Source organism: Haloarcula montana (assembly GCF_035666295.1).
Taxonomy (GTDB): Archaea; Halobacteriota; Halobacteria; order Halobacteriales; family Haloarculaceae; genus Haloarcula; species Haloarcula montana.
The window spans coordinates 2,592,534-2,607,172 of record NZ_CP142027.1 but is presented as its reverse complement, the minus strand read 5'-3'; the positions used below and the strand labels follow the sequence as shown (position 1 = coordinate 2,607,172).

At 68.1% G+C, this 14,639-nt stretch carries 14 protein-coding genes; 2 read left to right on the top strand and 12 right to left on the bottom strand.

Features of this window, described 5'->3' with window-relative positions; all coding sequences use genetic code 11:
- The first annotated feature begins 51 nt into the window (after positions 1-51).
- Together VJ109_RS13815 and VJ109_RS13810 are read left to right on the top strand one after the other, a co-directional pair.
- Positions 52-990 (top strand): ArsA family ATPase, encoded by a 939-nt coding sequence (locus tag VJ109_RS13815; RefSeq protein ID WP_324757504.1) that lies wholly within the window; start codon positions 52-54, stop codon positions 988-990.
- Between the two features lie 130 nt (positions 991-1,120).
- Positions 1,121-2,854 (top strand): glutamate--tRNA ligase, encoded by a 1,734-nt coding sequence (locus VJ109_RS13810; protein ID WP_324757502.1) that lies wholly within the window; start codon positions 1,121-1,123, stop codon positions 2,852-2,854.
- 1 nt (position 2,855) lies between these two features.
- On the opposite strand, the gene mobA is transcribed toward VJ109_RS13810, so the two are convergent.
- Genes mobA through VJ109_RS13750 form a run of 12 tightly spaced genes read right to left on the bottom strand, consistent with a single transcriptional unit; the run spans position 2,856 to position 14,588 of the window.
- Positions 2,856-3,476, bottom strand: a complete 621-nt coding sequence (mobA, locus tag VJ109_RS13805; RefSeq protein WP_324757500.1) for a molybdenum cofactor guanylyltransferase — start codon at positions 3,474-3,476, stop codon at positions 2,856-2,858.
- Positions 3,473-4,720 carry a P-loop NTPase gene (locus VJ109_RS13800; RefSeq protein ID WP_324757499.1) on the bottom strand — a complete coding sequence of 416 codons (1,248 nt, stop codon included), beginning with the start codon at positions 4,718-4,720 and terminating at the stop codon, positions 3,473-3,475. The genes mobA and VJ109_RS13800 overlap by 4 nt, the downstream gene beginning before the upstream one ends.
- Positions 4,717-5,565 carry a HEAT repeat domain-containing protein gene (locus tag VJ109_RS13795; RefSeq protein WP_324757498.1) on the bottom strand — a complete coding sequence of 283 codons (849 nt, stop codon included), beginning with the start codon at positions 5,563-5,565 and terminating at the stop codon, positions 4,717-4,719. The genes VJ109_RS13800 and VJ109_RS13795 overlap by 4 nt, the downstream gene beginning before the upstream one ends.
- Positions 5,562-6,395 (bottom strand): DUF8068 family protein, encoded by an 834-nt coding sequence (locus tag VJ109_RS13790; RefSeq protein ID WP_324757497.1) that lies wholly within the window; start codon positions 6,393-6,395, stop codon positions 5,562-5,564. Before VJ109_RS13790 ends, VJ109_RS13795 begins: the two co-directional genes overlap by 4 nt.
- Positions 6,392-7,072 carry a molecular chaperone TorD family protein gene (locus VJ109_RS13785; RefSeq protein WP_324757495.1) on the bottom strand — a complete coding sequence of 227 codons (681 nt, stop codon included), beginning with the start codon at positions 7,070-7,072 and terminating at the stop codon, positions 6,392-6,394. Before VJ109_RS13785 ends, VJ109_RS13790 begins: the two co-directional genes overlap by 4 nt.
- The gene (locus tag VJ109_RS13780; RefSeq protein WP_324757493.1) at positions 7,072-7,890 is read right to left on the bottom strand and encodes an ethylbenzene dehydrogenase-related protein; all 819 of its coding nucleotides are present in this window, start codon (positions 7,888-7,890) and stop codon (positions 7,072-7,074) included. Before VJ109_RS13780 ends, VJ109_RS13785 begins: the two co-directional genes overlap by 1 nt.
- Positions 7,883-8,941, bottom strand: a complete 1,059-nt coding sequence (gene narH, locus VJ109_RS13775; protein ID WP_324757491.1) for a nitrate reductase subunit beta — start codon at positions 8,939-8,941, stop codon at positions 7,883-7,885. The genes VJ109_RS13780 and narH overlap by 8 nt, the downstream gene beginning before the upstream one ends.
- A complete protein-coding gene (gene narG, locus VJ109_RS13770; RefSeq protein WP_324757490.1) occupies positions 8,934-11,795 on the bottom strand; it encodes a nitrate reductase subunit alpha in 2,862 nt (953 codons plus the stop codon). Before narG ends, narH begins: the two co-directional genes overlap by 8 nt.
- A complete protein-coding gene (locus VJ109_RS13765; protein WP_324757488.1) occupies positions 11,788-11,967 on the bottom strand; it encodes a DUF8120 family protein in 180 nt (59 codons plus the stop codon). The genes narG and VJ109_RS13765 overlap by 8 nt, the downstream gene beginning before the upstream one ends.
- Positions 11,960-13,372, bottom strand: coding sequence for a cytochrome b (locus VJ109_RS13760; protein ID WP_324757486.1), 1,413 nt, complete (start codon positions 13,370-13,372; stop codon positions 11,960-11,962). Before VJ109_RS13760 ends, VJ109_RS13765 begins: the two co-directional genes overlap by 8 nt.
- On the bottom strand, positions 13,372-14,013 hold the full coding sequence (locus VJ109_RS13755; RefSeq protein ID WP_324760353.1) for a QcrA and Rieske domain-containing protein: 642 nt from the start codon (positions 14,011-14,013) through the stop codon (positions 13,372-13,374). The genes VJ109_RS13760 and VJ109_RS13755 overlap by 1 nt, the downstream gene beginning before the upstream one ends.
- A complete protein-coding gene (locus VJ109_RS13750) occupies positions 14,010-14,588 on the bottom strand; it encodes a hypothetical protein (RefSeq protein ID WP_276222002.1) in 579 nt (192 codons plus the stop codon). Before VJ109_RS13750 ends, VJ109_RS13755 begins: the two co-directional genes overlap by 4 nt.
- Positions 14,589-14,639 lie beyond the last annotated feature (51 nt).

Here is a 14,639-nt window from a genome sequence, read left to right as displayed (position 1 = left end):
CCCCGCTATCGCGGGGACACCAGTTATACACCAGTGTCACCTAGAGCCACTGTGACGGAGTTCGTCCTCTACGGTGGCAAAGGTGGTGTGGGAAAGACAACGGTAGCGACGGCGACGGGGCTGTCACTGGCCCGGGAGGGGTTCGAGACGTTGGTCGTCTCGACCGATCCGGCCCACTCGCTGGCCGATGCCGTCGAGGCGAATCTGGGCGGGAATCCAGCCGAGATTCGCGACGGGTTCTGGGGTGTCGAGGTCGATCCACAGACCGGAATCGACCGCTACCGATCACTGTTCGAAGCCCTGGCTGCGGAGTTCAGCGATGCCGGCATCGACCTCGACGAAGAGGAGGTCTCGGCGCTGTTCACGAGCGGTATCATGCCCGGTAGCGACGAACTCGCTGCGCTCGAAGGGATTGAAACCTACGTAGGAAACGACCGCTGGGACAGGGTCGTCTTCGATACGGCCCCGACCGGCCACACGCTCCGACTCCTCGACCTCCCCGAAGTCATTGGCCGGGGGATGGCGACGGCACTCGATCTGCGTGACCAGGTTCGACGGAAGGTCGACACCGCCCGAACCATGATGTTCGGCCCGATGGCCGGCCGGCGGCGCGACGACGCCCCGGACGATCTCACGGAGATGCGCGATCGGATGAAACGGGTCGGGACCGTCCTCCGGGACCCGGACCAGACCGCGTTCCGGGCCGTCACGATACCGGAGACCATGGCCGTCCGGGAGACCGAGCGCCTCGTCGAACAGTTGCGCTCCTTCGAGGTGCCCGTGACCACGCTCGTCGTGAACAAGGTCATCGAAGAGCCGGGGGACTGCGAGCGGTGTCGCGGGAAGCGGGCGGTCCAGACCGAGGCGATCGAGACGCTTCGACGATCCTTGCCCGAACTCGATCTGTGGACCGTGCCGGACGAATCCGGGGAGGTAACCGGTCTCGACGCGCTCGAAGGAATTAGTACACACCTAGGAACGAAACGGTAGCCGAAACGGGCAGTGACTGACGGGGTGTCGGACGTGCGACGGTGAGAGTTGTGTCCCCGTCTTCAGACGGCTGTGACAGGCGCCGCGCCAACCCGACGCCGTTTTGACCGGGGCGGTGCCAGGGTCGTGCATGGACGACGAGCTTCGTGCCCGCATCGAGGAGGCCGCCGAGGTCGACGCCCTCCTCAACGCGGTCAAACACGACAGCGAGGCACAGGTCGGGGCGATCATGGGGCCACTCATGGGCGAAAACCCCGAGTTCCGCGAGTACGGCGACGAGATTCCAGGGATCATCGCCCCGGTCGTCGATCGAGTCAACGGGATGGACGGCCAGGAACGACGGGATCGGATCGCCGAACTGGCCCCCGACCGTCTCGAAGAGATCGAGAGCGAAGACGAGGGCGAGGACCACCCGCTGCCCGACCTTCCCAACGTCGACGACGAGGACGGCGTCCGGATGCGTGTCGCCCCCAACCCGAACGGCCCCTGGCATATCGGCCACGCACGGATGGCTGCCGTCGTAGGCACCTACAAGGAACGCTACGACGGCGCGTTCGTCTGCCGGTTCGACGACACCGATCCCGAGACCAAGCGACCGGACTTGGACGCCTACGACCAGATTATCGACGCCATCGGCTATCTGGGTTTCGAGCCGGACTCGGTCGTGAAAGCCAGCGACCGGGTCGAGACCTACTACGACCACGCCCGGGACCTCATCGACGCGGGCGGGGCCTACACCTGCTCGTGTCCCCAGGGCGAGTTCTCCGATCTGAAGAACAACGGCGAGGCCTGTCCACACCGTGAGAAAGACGCCGGGACGGTCCACGAGGAGTTCGAGGCGATGGTCGACGGCGAGTACGAGAGCGGCGAGATGGTCCTCCGCGTACGGACGGACATCACTCACAAGAACCCGGCGCTGCGGGACTTCGTCGCCTTCCGGATCATCGACACGCCACATCCCCGCGAGGCGGCCGCCGACTACCGCTGTTGGCCGATGCTCGACTTCCAGAGCGGGATCGACGATCACTTGCTGGATATCACCCACATCATCCGTGGGATCGACCTCCAGGACTCCGCGAAGCGCCAGCAGTTCGTCTACGACTACTTCGGCTGGGAGTACCCCGAGGTCGTCCACTGGGGCCACGTCCAGGTCGACGAGTACGACGTCTCGCTGTCGACCTCGACCATCGCGGAACTGATCGCCGACGGCGACCTCGACGGCTGGGACGACCCCAGAGCGCCGACGGTCGCCAGCCTCGAACGGCGCGGCATCCGGGGTGAGGCCCTCGTCGACGCGATGGTCGAGTTGGGTACCTCGACCTCCAACGTCGACCTGGCGATGTCCTCGGTGTACGCGAACAACCGCGAGTTGATCGACGACGAGACCGACCGGGCGTTCTTCGTCCGCGAGGGCGACGAGCACGGCGGCCTCGTCGAGCGCCAGATCGTCGGCGGTCCCGACGCTGGAGAGCCGCCGCTGCACCCCGATCACGAGGACCGTGGCCGGCGGGAGATCCCCGTCACCAGCGGCGTCGTCGTCGAGGGCGACGACCTCCCGGCCCACGGCGATCGGGTCTGGCTGAAAGGTTACGGCTGCGTGCGACACACCCGGGACGCCTTCGAGTACGCCGGCGACGACATCAGCGCCGTCCGCGAAGAGGGCGTCGACGTCGTCCACTGGGCACCCGCCGACGGACCATCGTTCCGGCTTCGGACGATGGACGGCGACGTGACCGGGATCGGCGAGCCGGGACTGGTGGAGTACGACACCGACGATCTGGTCCAGTTCGAGCGGATCGGGTTCGCCCGACTCGACGACCTCGGCGCCGACGGCGAATCAGTCGCCTACTTCACCCACCCATGAGCTAACGGTTCCGCCCGTTCTGCTCCCGGAACCGTTCGAGAACCGCGACGGTATCGACGCTCGTCAGCGCCCGGTCGTCGAGCCCGACAGCCTCGCTATCGACGACAGTCGGAGAGAGCCGTTCCAGCAGTGCGTGAAGGCTGCGCTCGCCGTCGTCGTAGGCGTCGTCGGCAGCGGTGGCCGCCCGGTCGACCCGGTAGACAGCACAGGTCGGTTCGAATCCACCGGCCGTTCGAGGGACGACAGTCGTCTCGGTGTCGGCCGCACGCTCCAACAGCGACCCCAGCGACGCGGACGGCACCAGCGGCATGTCACAGGCGAGGACGACGGCGTACTCGGTCTCGACGGACGCCAGCGAACGGCCGAGACCCGCGAGCGGCCCCTCGTCGGGCCGGTCGTCGACGGCGAACGAGACCCCGAGATCGGCGTCGGCGAGGGCTGTCTCGAACGCCGGGCGCTGGTCGGCCCGGCAGTTCACGACGACGGCGTCGGTCACCGCCGCCAGCGTCCGGACGACGTGAACCAGCAACGGATCGCCGTCGAGTGTCGCCAGTGCCTTGTCGCCGTCGTCGAACCGGCGCGACCGGCCGCCCGCGAGAACGACCCCAGTGGCCGCGCTCACGGTTTCACGGTCCGGAGGAGCCAGTCGTCGGGCGTCTCCCGGCTGATCTCGAAGGGATCGAACGCCTCGCGCGGGGCCTCGGCCAGTTGCCCCAGAAACGGACCGACCGGCGTCGGGTCCCGGTCGCTGACGAGGACGAACGCCTCGCCGGAAGCCAGTTCGCCGAACCGGTCGCGGACGCGGTCTTTCCGCGCTTGGGCCGGGAGCCCGCGGATATCGACGGCCCCCTCGGGAACGTCGACCTCGCCGGCCGTCTCGGCGGCGTCGGCGACCGCATCAGCCAGGTCCACGATCGGGCCGGGAACGTCGCCGGGTGTGGGCGTCCCCTGTAGGTCGTGGGTGAACGGGAGTCTGGCCAGAACCGGCGCATCTAGGTCGTCGATCCCCGACGGTCCCGCGGCTTCCGCGAAGAGGTCGTTGGCCTCGCCACAGCAGTCACAGACGTACTCCGCCATGTTGACGACGGTTCCCAGGACCGGCACGTCGTTGTCCCGGAACAGTTCGACGGTCCTGCTCGTATCGCTGACGCTGGCGTGGAAGGGGGTCGTGACGACGACGACGCCGTCGACGGGGACCTCCTGCAGCGTCGTCAACACCACGTCCCCGGTCCCCGGCGGGAGATCGATCACGAGCACGTCGTCGTTGCGCCAGGCCGTGTTCGAAAAGAGGTCCTCCAGCGCGTCGTGGGCCATCGCACCGCGCCAGGCCAGCGGCGCGCCGTCCTCCATCAAGCCGACGCTCATCACGTCCATCCCGTCGGTCCGGACCGGCAACGGGTCCCCCTCGTCGCTGGAGTGGACCGGTCCCGAGATGTCCAGCAGTCCGGGGACGTTCGGCCCGTGGATGTCGGCGTCGAACAGGGCCACGTCGTTGTCGGCCGCCAGCCCGCAGGCGAGGTGGGTCGCGGTCGTGGATTTGCCGACGCCGCCTTTCGCGCTGGCGACGGCGATCACGTGGTCGAACGCCTCGACCGCCGACCGCCCCTCGCTCGACGGGCTCGTGCTCTCGACGTGGACGCTCTCGACGCCATCGACATCGTCGACGGCCCGCAACGTCGCTTCGACGATCTCGTCGGCGGTGTCGCCGTCGACGGCCGTCAGATCGGTCTCGATCGTCACGTCGCCGGCCTCGACCGCGATGTCCTGGACGAACCCCGCCTCGAAGACGGAGAGGTCGGCCTGTGGGTCACGCACTGCGCGGAGCTGTGCCTCGACACGATCGGTCAGCGTCGTCTGGGCTGTCATAGATCGGGCATCCTGTTGAGTCGGTCCTCACCGGGGAGTAGTCGGGCGTCGTTCTCCAAAGCACCGCCGAACTGGCGGCGAAACTGTCCGGGATCGGCCTCCAGGGACCGCTCCGCAGTCTGGCGGACGACGGAGGCCGGGTCGTCGGTCAACTCGCGCAGTCGCTCGCGTGCCCGGTCGTCGTCGACCCCGGCCAGCATGTGGGCCGCCCACTCCCGGAGGCGTTCGCTGTCCGCGTGGCTCAGCTCCAGTAGATCCTCGCCCAACGCTTCGCCGCGAAGCTTGAACAGCGAGATCGCCGCGTTCCGGCGGACGGCGTGGTGGTCGTCCCCGGCCAGGACCGCCGCGATGTCGTCCTCGTGGGCCTGGCGGTCGAGGTTGTCCAGGGCGACGACGGCCTCGGCCCGAACCCAGGGGTCGGGATCGTCGAGCAGGTCGACCGCGGCCGCGGCCGTCCGCTCGTCGCCGTGTGCGGTCAGCGCCTCGACGGCGAACTGGCGTACGTCACTGTCAGCGTCGGTCGTCGCGGCCCGGGCGAGTGCGGTCACGATAGCGTCTTCGGTCGGTTCGTCCTTCAACGCCAGGGCCGCCCGCCGTCGGTCGATGTCGGTCCCGTCACGGAGATCCGACAGCAACGCAGCCAGATCGGCGTCCTCGACGGGTTCGGTGTCGGCGGCCGCCAGTTCCTCGGGCGTTGCTTCCCCGATGGTCACGTCCTCGCGGCTCACCTCGATGTCCGCCAACGCTTCGATGTCGGTGTGCATCCCCGGACTGCGTTCGGGGTCCAGTTGCGGGTCCGGGTCGGCGTCGAGTTGTGTCTCGTACTCGCTGCGGTCGTCGGTCATCGCGACCCCTCCAGGGAGACGAGAGCGGCGATCCCCAGCGCGAACGGGACGGCACTGCCCAGCGTCGCCGGGACGCCGGCCAGCGCCAGGAGGACGACGCCGGCCAGCAAGGGCCAGTTGTGCGTCCGGCCCGCCGCGCTGGCCGTCGAGACCGTCCCGGCGGCCGCGAGGGCGACGACGGGGAGGGAAGTCCCGACGACGCCGCCCCCGACCAGCGTCACGGCGCCGGTGACGAACGGCACCGAAAGCCCGACCGCGACCACCGCACCGAAGGCGAGTCCGCCGCCGATCAGCGCACGGCCGTCGGTCGCGGTGAACACCGGAAGCAGTCCAAGTCCGGCCAGCGCCAGCGTCGAGGCGACCGATCGGAGGCCGACGACACCGCCGACGCCGCTCGCCAGTCCGACCGCCAGCGCGATCAGGAGGACGGCCCCGGCGCCGCGTTCACCGGTCGACAGACGCTCGCGGGAGGCGACGACGACGGCGACCGTCCCGGCGACCACTGCGACGGCGGCGGGCGCGGCGGCTGCCCCGGACACCAGCGAGAGGAGGCCGAAGACGCCGACGAACAGCAGTCCGAACCCGACCGTGGGACGGCTGGCGAACACCCCGGCGACGACGGCCGCGAGTGCCGGGATCGCCGTCGCGATCCACCCGAGCGACTCGACGGCGACGGTCGACGGGGCACCGGGCGCATTGACGGCCAGTGCGGCGACGAACCGGGCCGCGACGGCGACGGCGGCGATCCCGACGGCAGCGATCGGGAGCGACTGTCGGCGCTCCTCGGGGAGTGCGGGCAGGCGTCCGAGGACCGTCTCGTGGGCGCTCATCGTCTCCCCTCCAGTCGGTCGGCGAGGTCGTTCCGGTCGGTGCGGACGAACGCCTCCATGAACTCCCCGAGCGAGCCATAGATGTCGGTTCCGGGCTCGTCGGCCAGCCGGTCGGCGACGCCGGCAGCGGCGTGACCGAGGTGGCGGTCCTGGAAGTCGAGCCGAGCCAGCGCCGCGTCCTCGCCGACGACGGCCTCCCGTCGCGCGAGATAGCCCGCGAACTCCAGTTCGTACCGGAGCGCGTCGTGGTTGTCCCGCCGCTCCTGGTCGATCTCCAGGCCGTAGTGATCGTAGGCCCGCGCCAGGTCGAGGTTCACGTCGTTCCAGGACTGGTCGGGCCGGTATTTGGACTCGTACAGCGGCACCGGCGGTCCCGAACTGTCGAGCGAGCCGTCCGTCCGGTCGGTGTACTCGCTGTACCCCAGTTCGAACAGGTCGTTGTACCGCGCGGCCAGGGTCTCGTAGTCGTCGTCGGTCGCCAGCGCCGGTGCCTCGACGGCGAGTGCGGTCTGGTCGAGACACCGCCGCAGGTCCCGCTGCAAGGCGCCGGACGCGGCCGCGGCGTGAAACTCCCCGTCGGGATACCGGAACGCCGCCGCGAGCGTCCGGTAGACGGTCCCGCGGGCGGCCGCGTCCCGGTCGACATCCTCGGGCGCGTCAGCAGGTGTCGTCGCCATCAGTTCATCCCCCCTCTGGTGCGGTGGATACCGAAGGCGGTCACGCCGATGACTGCGACGATAGCGACGCCGGCGACCGACCACAGCAGCGCCTGGTAGGGCGGTCCCTGCGGCCCCTCGCCGAACGGGAAATAGTGCCACTCGGAGACGGACTTCTGACCGGCCCGCTCGCCGTTGGACCCGTTCCAGACCGCAAAGGCCACGTCGAGGTCACCGTCGTCGGTGATCGTCGTCCGGTTGTCCCCGCTGGCATCGACCGAGCGGGCGTAGACCACCGACCAGGTACCGTCGTCGTAGCTGGCCTCGGCCTGGACCGCGGGCTGGTCGAACGCCGTCGTCGAACCGACGCCGCCGGCCAGCAGTTCCTGGGTGCCGGCGTCGGCGCTCCAGTACCAGACGTTGACCATGTTCCCTGGACCGCCCATCGCGATCGGCGGCCGGGAGCTGGCGTTGACCGGGAACTGGACCGCGACCTGATCGGCGAACGCCTCCGGACTGGCGGCGCTGCGGTCCCGCGTCGCGTCGGCCCACTGCAGCCGCAGGTAGAGCGTACCGTCGCCCCGTGCCGCCTGGACGTGGACCTGTTCGATGGTCGTGTCGTCGGCGTTCGGGACGCTACTCGGTGCGCTGGTCAGCGGGACATCAGCAGCCGGGACCGACTCCCAGCCGTCGGCGGCCGGCGTCGAGAGGTCCCCGGTCGCCGGCGAGACCGGTATCTCGTGGGCCGGACGGGCAGTCGCGAGTGGCGCCGCGGCCGTCGCGGTCACAACGATCAGGCCCAGCAGCAGTGCCGTCCCGATGTGGTTGGCGTCAGTCATCGAAGACCTCCAGTCGGTACTGTTTCGCGGGGTTCTTGTGCTGGAGCAGTTCCATCAGTTCGCTGTCGGCCCCCTGGCGGGCGCGCTGGCGCTCGCGCTCGATGGTGTCCAAGGCGTCGTCGACCCGGTCCCCGAACAGCTCACGGAGGTACTGGCGGGGGATGCGGTCGACGTCGACCGTCTCGCCGTCCTCGGTGTGCTGGCCGGGCGCGTACGGCGGGATGTAGTAAACGTTGGGCTGGGTCCGGAACTCCGGATGTAAGGGGAGCGCGACCTCGTACTCCTCGACGAGTTTGTAGATGGGGCCGTCCTCGTCGTCGAGGAACCCGACCAGCCGGAGCTGTGGCGGGCACTCCTCGGCGCAAGCGGGCGCGTACGTCTCCCCGTCCGGACCTTCGCCCTCCAGACGCGGGTAACAGAAGATGCACTTCTCCGATTTCTTCGAGACGGTGTTGTAGTACACCTTCTTGTAGGGACAGCCCTCGACGCAGTAGCGGTACCCCCGACAGCGATCCTGGTCGACCAGGACGATACCGTCCTCGCTGCGCTTGTAGATGGCCGAGCGCGGGCACGCCTCCACGCAGGAGGGGTGGGTACAGTGGTTGCAGATCCGTGGGAGGTAGAAGTAGTAGCTGTTGGGGTACTCGCCGGCGCCCTGGTCCTCGTCCCAGTTTGGCCCCCACTCGGCGCCCTCCCGCGGACGGAGCGGTTCGTCGCTGCCCTCGTACATGATCTCCTCGTGGTTGAACTCCCAGGATCGGCCGTACTCCTCGCGGGAGGGGATGTCGCCGGTCTCGCGGTCCGAGTGGTCCTCGGACTGCCAGCCGCCACCGGAGTCCTCCCAGCCCCGCGGATACCCCTCGCCGGGCTTGGTCTCGACGTTGTTCCAGTACATGTAGTCGGTCCCGCCGCCCTCCGTCCAGAGGGACTTACAGGCGATGGTGCAGGTCTGACAGCCGATACACTTGTTCAGGTCCATCACCATCGCGACCTGGTGGTCGACGCCGTCGGCGACGTCGACGTGGGTGTCCTCCCCGTTCTGGCTACTCATCGGACTCACCTCCCGCGGGGCGCACCTCGACGTTCACGTCGCTGTTGACGCCGGTCGGCCCCCAGTAGTTCGGGAAGAAGTAGAGATGCTCGCCGGTGTCCTCGGGGTACTGGACCAACTGGGTCGGTTTCATGTACATCGGGACGAGCGTGTTGAAGTTGTCCCGGTCGGGGTACTGGAACTTCTCCCAGGCGAAGTACTGGCGAGCGGTCCCCGGTTCGCTGGAGGGGTAGATCTTCGCCTGGACCTCGACGCTGCCCAGATCGTTGAACACCTCGACGGTGTCCCCGTCCTCGATGCCGCGTTCGGCGGCGTCCTCGGGGTTGAGGTAGACGACCGGTTCGCCCCGCTGGAGCCGGAGCATCTTCTCGCTATCGCGCCAGGTCGAGTGGATCGACCACCGGCCGTGGGGCGTGTTGTAGGTCAGCGGGTAGTCCCCGCCGGTGTCCTGCGGGCCGCGCTTGTGGGTCGGCAGTTCCTCGCCGAGTTCGAGGAACCAGTCGTGGTCGACGTAGTACTGTTGGCGCCCGGTGAACGTCGGCCAGGGCTCCTTGTCGTGGACGTAGTCCTGCCAGGGGACGTAGGCCTCGTCGTCTTTGATGTCGGAGGTCCAGTGGGGGCCGGCCGCGAGCAGGCGCTGGGGCTGGTCCTCGGTGTCGGCGAAGGTGATCTGTTCGTCGGTGTCGCTGGGGTTGGATTCCTCGGAGTGTTCGAGGATGAACTCCGCGGCCGCGCGGTCTTCTTCCAGTGCGCCCGCCTCGCCGGTCTCCCAGTCACGGACGTAGTCGTCGTAGATCGTCGTCAGATCGATCGTCCGGTCGAACGTCCGGTCCTCGACCGGTTCGACACCCCGTTCCCGGGCTCGTTCCTGGATCGTCTCGGCCAGCAGCCGGAAGATCTCCCAGTCAGTCTTTGCCTCGCCAAGGGGTTCGACCGCCGGCGTGAACGGATGCACGTACGTGTGCATGTCCGTCTCCGAGAGGTCGTACTTCTCGTAGTGGCTCGCTGCTGGCAGGACGATGTCGGAGTACATCGCCGTCGAGTCCATCCGGAAGTTGATGTCGACGACGAGGTCGAGTTTGGGCCAGAGTTGCTCCTCGACGGCGACGTTGCCCTTGGCCTGGTTGAAGTAGTTGCCCCGCCAGACGAACATCGTGGAGGGGTCTGGCCGGAAGCCGTCCTCGCGTTCTTCGGGGTAGAGTGGCATCCACCCCTTGTCGATCGACTCGCGGATCTTCTCGGCGGTGTCGGGATCGGTGTTGTCGAGGATGCCGCCGTGGAAGTACGTCCACAGCGTCGTCGGGACACCGCGGACCGACCCGGTCGGGAACGAGAGGACCTTCCAGCCGTGGAACGTCCAGATCTTCTCCTGGCCGACGTAGTGGTCCAGTCCAGTCCCCGGATCGCCGAGGTTGCCGGTCAGCGTCACGAGCAACTGGATGGCGCGGTTGCCCAGGTCGTTGTGGTACCAGTCGTTGACGCCCTTTCCGTGGATGATCTTCGCGGCGTCGGCCTCGGCGAACTCGCGGGCGACCCGCTGATAGGTGTTCTCACCGACACCGGTCTCCTCGTGGACGAACTCGGGCGTGTACTGGGCGAGTTCGTCCCGCAGGTTCTCCCAGACCGACCGTACAGGGACCTGTCCGTCGTCGGTTTCGACGGTGCGGTCGACGCTCAGCCGTGGGTCGAACTCCAGTTCGATGCTGGAGTCGGGGTCGTTCTGGCCGTCGCGGTCGCCCAGCGACCCCGGCGCACGCCGCAGGGTGCCGTCGGCGTCGACCATCACGAACACCTTCTCTGGGTCGTCGGCGTCCCCCGCCAGGCCCACCTCGCTGGCCCGGAGGAACTTCCCGGTGTTTTCCCGGACCAACAGTGGCATGTCGGTCTGCTCTTTCAGGTGGGCTTCGTCGTACAGCCCCTCGTCGACGATGGTCTGTGCCATCCCGAGCGCCAGGGCAGTGTCGGTGCCACCCTCCGGGGAGAGCCACTCGTCGGTGTGGATCGCCGTCTGGGAGTAGTCGGTGAAGATCCCGACCCGTTTGGCCCCCTCGTAGCCGGCGTCGAGGAAGTACTTCGCGTCGGGGATTCGCGTGACGTTGATGTTCGATCCCCAGGCGATGATGTAGTCGGCGTTGTGCCAGTCGGCGCTCTCGGCGTTGTCCGTCTGGGTCCCCCAGGTGATCGGCTGGCCCGGCGGCAGGTCCGAGTACCAGTCGTAAAAGGAGTGGGAGACCCCACCGAGCAGGTTGATGAGCCGGCTGCCGGAGGCGAAGGAGACCGGACTCATCGCCGGGATCGGCGTGAACCCGGAGATCGCGTCGTAGCGCCCCGCCCGGACCTCGTCGATGACGTGGTCGGCGATCTCGGTCAGGGCCTCGTCCCAGGAGATCCGTTCCCACTGGCCCTCGCCGCGTTCGCCGGTGCGGCGAAGCGGGTGGAGCACGCGCTGGTCGGCGTTGACGTAGTCGGTGTAACAAGCGCCCTTCTGACAGCCACGCGGGTTCGGGTCAGGGAGGCTCTCGTCGAAGGTCGGGTAGTCGCCGGCCTGCTCCTCCCGCCAGACCTGGCCGTCCTTGACGAAGACGTTCCAGGAGCAGGAGCCGGTGCAGTTGACGCTGTGAGTCGAGCGGGCGATATCGTCCCAGTCCCACTCGTCGCGGTAGAGGTCCTCCCAGTCGCGGTAGGGATAGTTACCGATCGGGTCGTCGACGGCCTCCAGGCCCTGCATGCCGTCGTCGGCGAAGGAGAGGCCCGTCGCGCCCAGCAGCGAGGCCGCACCCAACCCTCGCACGAAGTCGCGTCGACTCAGGGAACTGTCCGTCCAGCGGTCGTCGTCTGGAGTCTGTCTACTCATGGCTCAGGAACACCGTCGCGGTCGCACAGGCGGTACCGACGAGCGCGAGGGCGATGCCGGTCGGCGTCGAGCCGCCGGCCTCCAGGCCGGCAGCGACGAGGCCGAGCCCGACCAGTTTGCTCGCCGTGTCTAACAGCCGATACTGGCGTCGGGAGAGCGCGATCTCAGTCATCGCTCGTCCCCCCGTCCGTGGCTTTGCCGTCGGCGGTATCGCTGTCGGCAGCGCCACCGTCGGCGGCGACCCCCTCGTCGTCGGACGGGGGCGACGTCGCCCCGTCGCGCAACAGGAGGTAAGTGATCCCACCAAGCACCGGCGGAACCCCCAGAAGCGCCGCGGTCAGGATAGGGTTGACGACATCGGTGGTCGTCCCCAGCACCTGGTCGGCGAGGATGTTGTTCATCCCCGCGATGGAGGCGATCATGACGAAGGCGACGGCGGCGACGCCGACGCCGGTCTGCCAGGGCCGCTGTAGGGGATCGGCGGTGAAGTGGGTCGGCTCGGGCGTCCGGTCGATGAAGGGCCAGGCGGCGATCGCCAGGAAGACCAGGCCCGGAAGCAGGACGCCGCCGACGAACTCGCCGTTGATGTGGGCCGGGCCGATGGAGAACCCGATCTGGGGCAGCAGTTTCAGGAAGCCGTAGACCCACATCAGGAACCAGTCGGGCATGATCAGCGCCGGGGTACTCGCGGGGTCGTTGGGGCCGTACTCGGCGACGTTGTGGACCGGCAACAGGCCGGCAAGCGCCGACAGCGTCGCGGCCGTCAGGAAGAACACGACCGCCGAGACGGCAGCCTGGTTGGGGACCGCCGGCAGGCCGACGATGACGCTGTCGTCGCCCTTGTCGATCTCCCGGTCGCCGGCGACGACGTCGTCCTCACGGGGTGCTTCGGTGTGTTTCTGGCGTATCAGAATCCACATGTGCAGCGCCAGCCCGCCGGCGATCGCCATGGGAATGACCAGCACGTGCAGGAAATACAGCCGGGGGATCGTCGCGCTGGAGGGGAACTCCCCGCCGAAGACCACCTGCCCGAGGAAGTCCCCCAGCAGCGGCACGGAGATCGTGAGGTTGTAGCCGATGCTGGTCGCGGTCGCGGCGAACTCGTCGAACGGCAGGGCGTAGCCGGTGTAAGCCGCACCCATCGACAGCGCCGCCAGTCCCGTGCCGACGATCCAGTTCGGTTCCCGCGGATTCCGATACGCCCCGGTGAAGAACACCCTGAGCATGTGCAACCCGATCGAGGCGACGAAGAGGTGGGCCGCCCAGTGGTGGAGCCGGCGGATGAACATCCCGAAGGGCACGTCGTAGGTGATGTGCAACACCGAGACGAACGCCTCGGGCATCTCCTGGCCCTGGAACTTCTCGACGCTGCCGTCGTACTCGACTGCCGAGGTCGAGGGCTCGAAGAAGAATCCGAGGAAGATCCCCGACAGGACCAGCAGCAGGAAACAGAACAGCGCGACCTCGCCCAGCAGGAACGAGTCCTCGGCGGGGAAGGCCTTCCCGAGGAACTGCTGGCCCCGCTCGACATCGAGTCGACTGTCGAACCAGTCGTAGATCCGGTCGGTGCGGGACATCACTCACCCCCCGGGCCGACTGGCCCCGAGAAGTCGCCGGTCGCGATCAGGGTCCCGTCGCTGGAGAGCGTGATCGGGAGCTGTGGGAGCGCCCGCCCCGGCGGGCCGCCCTCGACACTCGCGCCGGAGAGTGGATCGAACTTCCCGAAGTGACACGGGCAGACCAGCAGATCCCCGTCCCGGTTCCCGACCATACAGCCGGCGTGGGTACACACCTTCGAGAACGCCGCGTAACCGCTGACCGTAAAGCCCTCCTTGACATTGCTGTAGGCCGATTCCGAGTAGCGGACCAGCAGCGTCGGCGCGTCCTCGATCCCGGGCCGGGGTTCGGGGAAGACCGTCATGTGTTCGCCCTCCGAGAGGCGGCCCTCCTGGATCGGTTCGCCCTCGCTGTCGACCAGGGTGACGCCGTCGGAGTAGATCGGCCCCTCGTAGCTGCGCTCGAACACCTGGGTGGTGCTCGCGAGCGGCGCCGTCAGGCTCGCGACGGCCGTCAGGCCGCCGACAGTCGCGAGGAACTTCGCGAAGTCACGCCGCCGGAGTTCGGCCCGCGCGTCGCTGTAGAGGCTCTGGCGGGTCGCCGGGGTATCGCTACAGCCGCAGTCCTCGGTCTCGTCGTCGGGTTTCGGGTAGTCCATCAGTCGTGCCTCCTGTATTCCGCGACCTCGACGTGTGGCATGAACCAGGCGTAGTACGCGACCGTCGACAGCGCCAGCGAGACGAACATCCCCGTGGCGTACAGCCCGAAGTACTGGGTCCGAGCCAGGGTCAGGTACTCGCCGGTGAACAGCGCCGCGAAGACGATCGAGAGGACGGTCAACCCGCCCATCGCGACCAGTCCCTCGATGGCGTCCGAGGCGTCGTGGTACTCGACGACCCAGCGGTTGTCCGATTCGAGCCACGGCAGACTCGCCGTGAGTTGCCCGCCGTCGGCCACGGGCGCTTCCTCAGGTGGTCGAACGGCCCTGTTCATGAACTGGTGAGCGCCGGCCAGAACGCCGACGAGCCCGAAGAGTGCGACCCAGACGACGACGCCGACCTGGCTGGGCGAGAGCTTGTTCGGCGTGTCGATCGGCCCCTCTAGCGGTCGGAGGTCGGTGACGCTCTCGTCGATCGCGATCTCCTCGGAGGGGGGTTCGCCGTGTAACGCGACGTACCACATCGGGAGCAACACCGTGGTCACCAGCAGGACGATGAGTATCGTGTTCCGTCTCATGGGTTGGGTGAGGGCTGGTATGATAGTCCGCTGACTGTTCGGTCCGGTCCC

Excerpts from the sequence above, each read along its gene's own strand:
- VJ109_RS13810 (WP_324757502.1), top strand. The coding sequence starts at position 1,121 with ATGGACGACGAGCTTCGTGCCCGCATCGAGGAGGCCGCCGAGGTCGAC.
- VJ109_RS13800 (WP_324757499.1), bottom strand. The coding sequence starts at position 4,720 with ATGACAGCCCAGACGACGCTGACCGATCGTGTCGAGGCACAGCTCCGC.
- VJ109_RS13795 (WP_324757498.1), bottom strand. The coding sequence starts at position 5,565 with ATGACCGACGACCGCAGCGAGTACGAGACACAACTCGACGCCGACCCG.
- VJ109_RS13790 (WP_324757497.1), bottom strand. The coding sequence starts at position 6,395 with ATGAGCGCCCACGAGACGGTCCTCGGACGCCTGCCCGCACTCCCCGAG.
- VJ109_RS13785 (WP_324757495.1), bottom strand. The coding sequence starts at position 7,072 with ATGGCGACGACACCTGCTGACGCGCCCGAGGATGTCGACCGGGACGCG.
- VJ109_RS13780 (WP_324757493.1), bottom strand. The coding sequence starts at position 7,890 with ATGACTGACGCCAACCACATCGGGACGGCACTGCTGCTGGGCCTGATC.
- narH (WP_324757491.1), bottom strand. The coding sequence starts at position 8,941 with ATGAGTAGCCAGAACGGGGAGGACACCCACGTCGACGTCGCCGACGGC.
- narG (WP_324757490.1), bottom strand. The coding sequence starts at position 11,795 with ATGAGTAGACAGACTCCAGACGACGACCGCTGGACGGACAGTTCCCTG.
- VJ109_RS13765 (WP_324757488.1), bottom strand. The coding sequence starts at position 11,967 with ATGACTGAGATCGCGCTCTCCCGACGCCAGTATCGGCTGTTAGACACG.
- VJ109_RS13760 (WP_324757486.1), bottom strand. The coding sequence starts at position 13,372 with ATGTCCCGCACCGACCGGATCTACGACTGGTTCGACAGTCGACTCGAT.
- VJ109_RS13750 (WP_276222002.1), bottom strand. The coding sequence starts at position 14,588 with ATGAGACGGAACACGATACTCATCGTCCTGCTGGTGACCACGGTGTTG.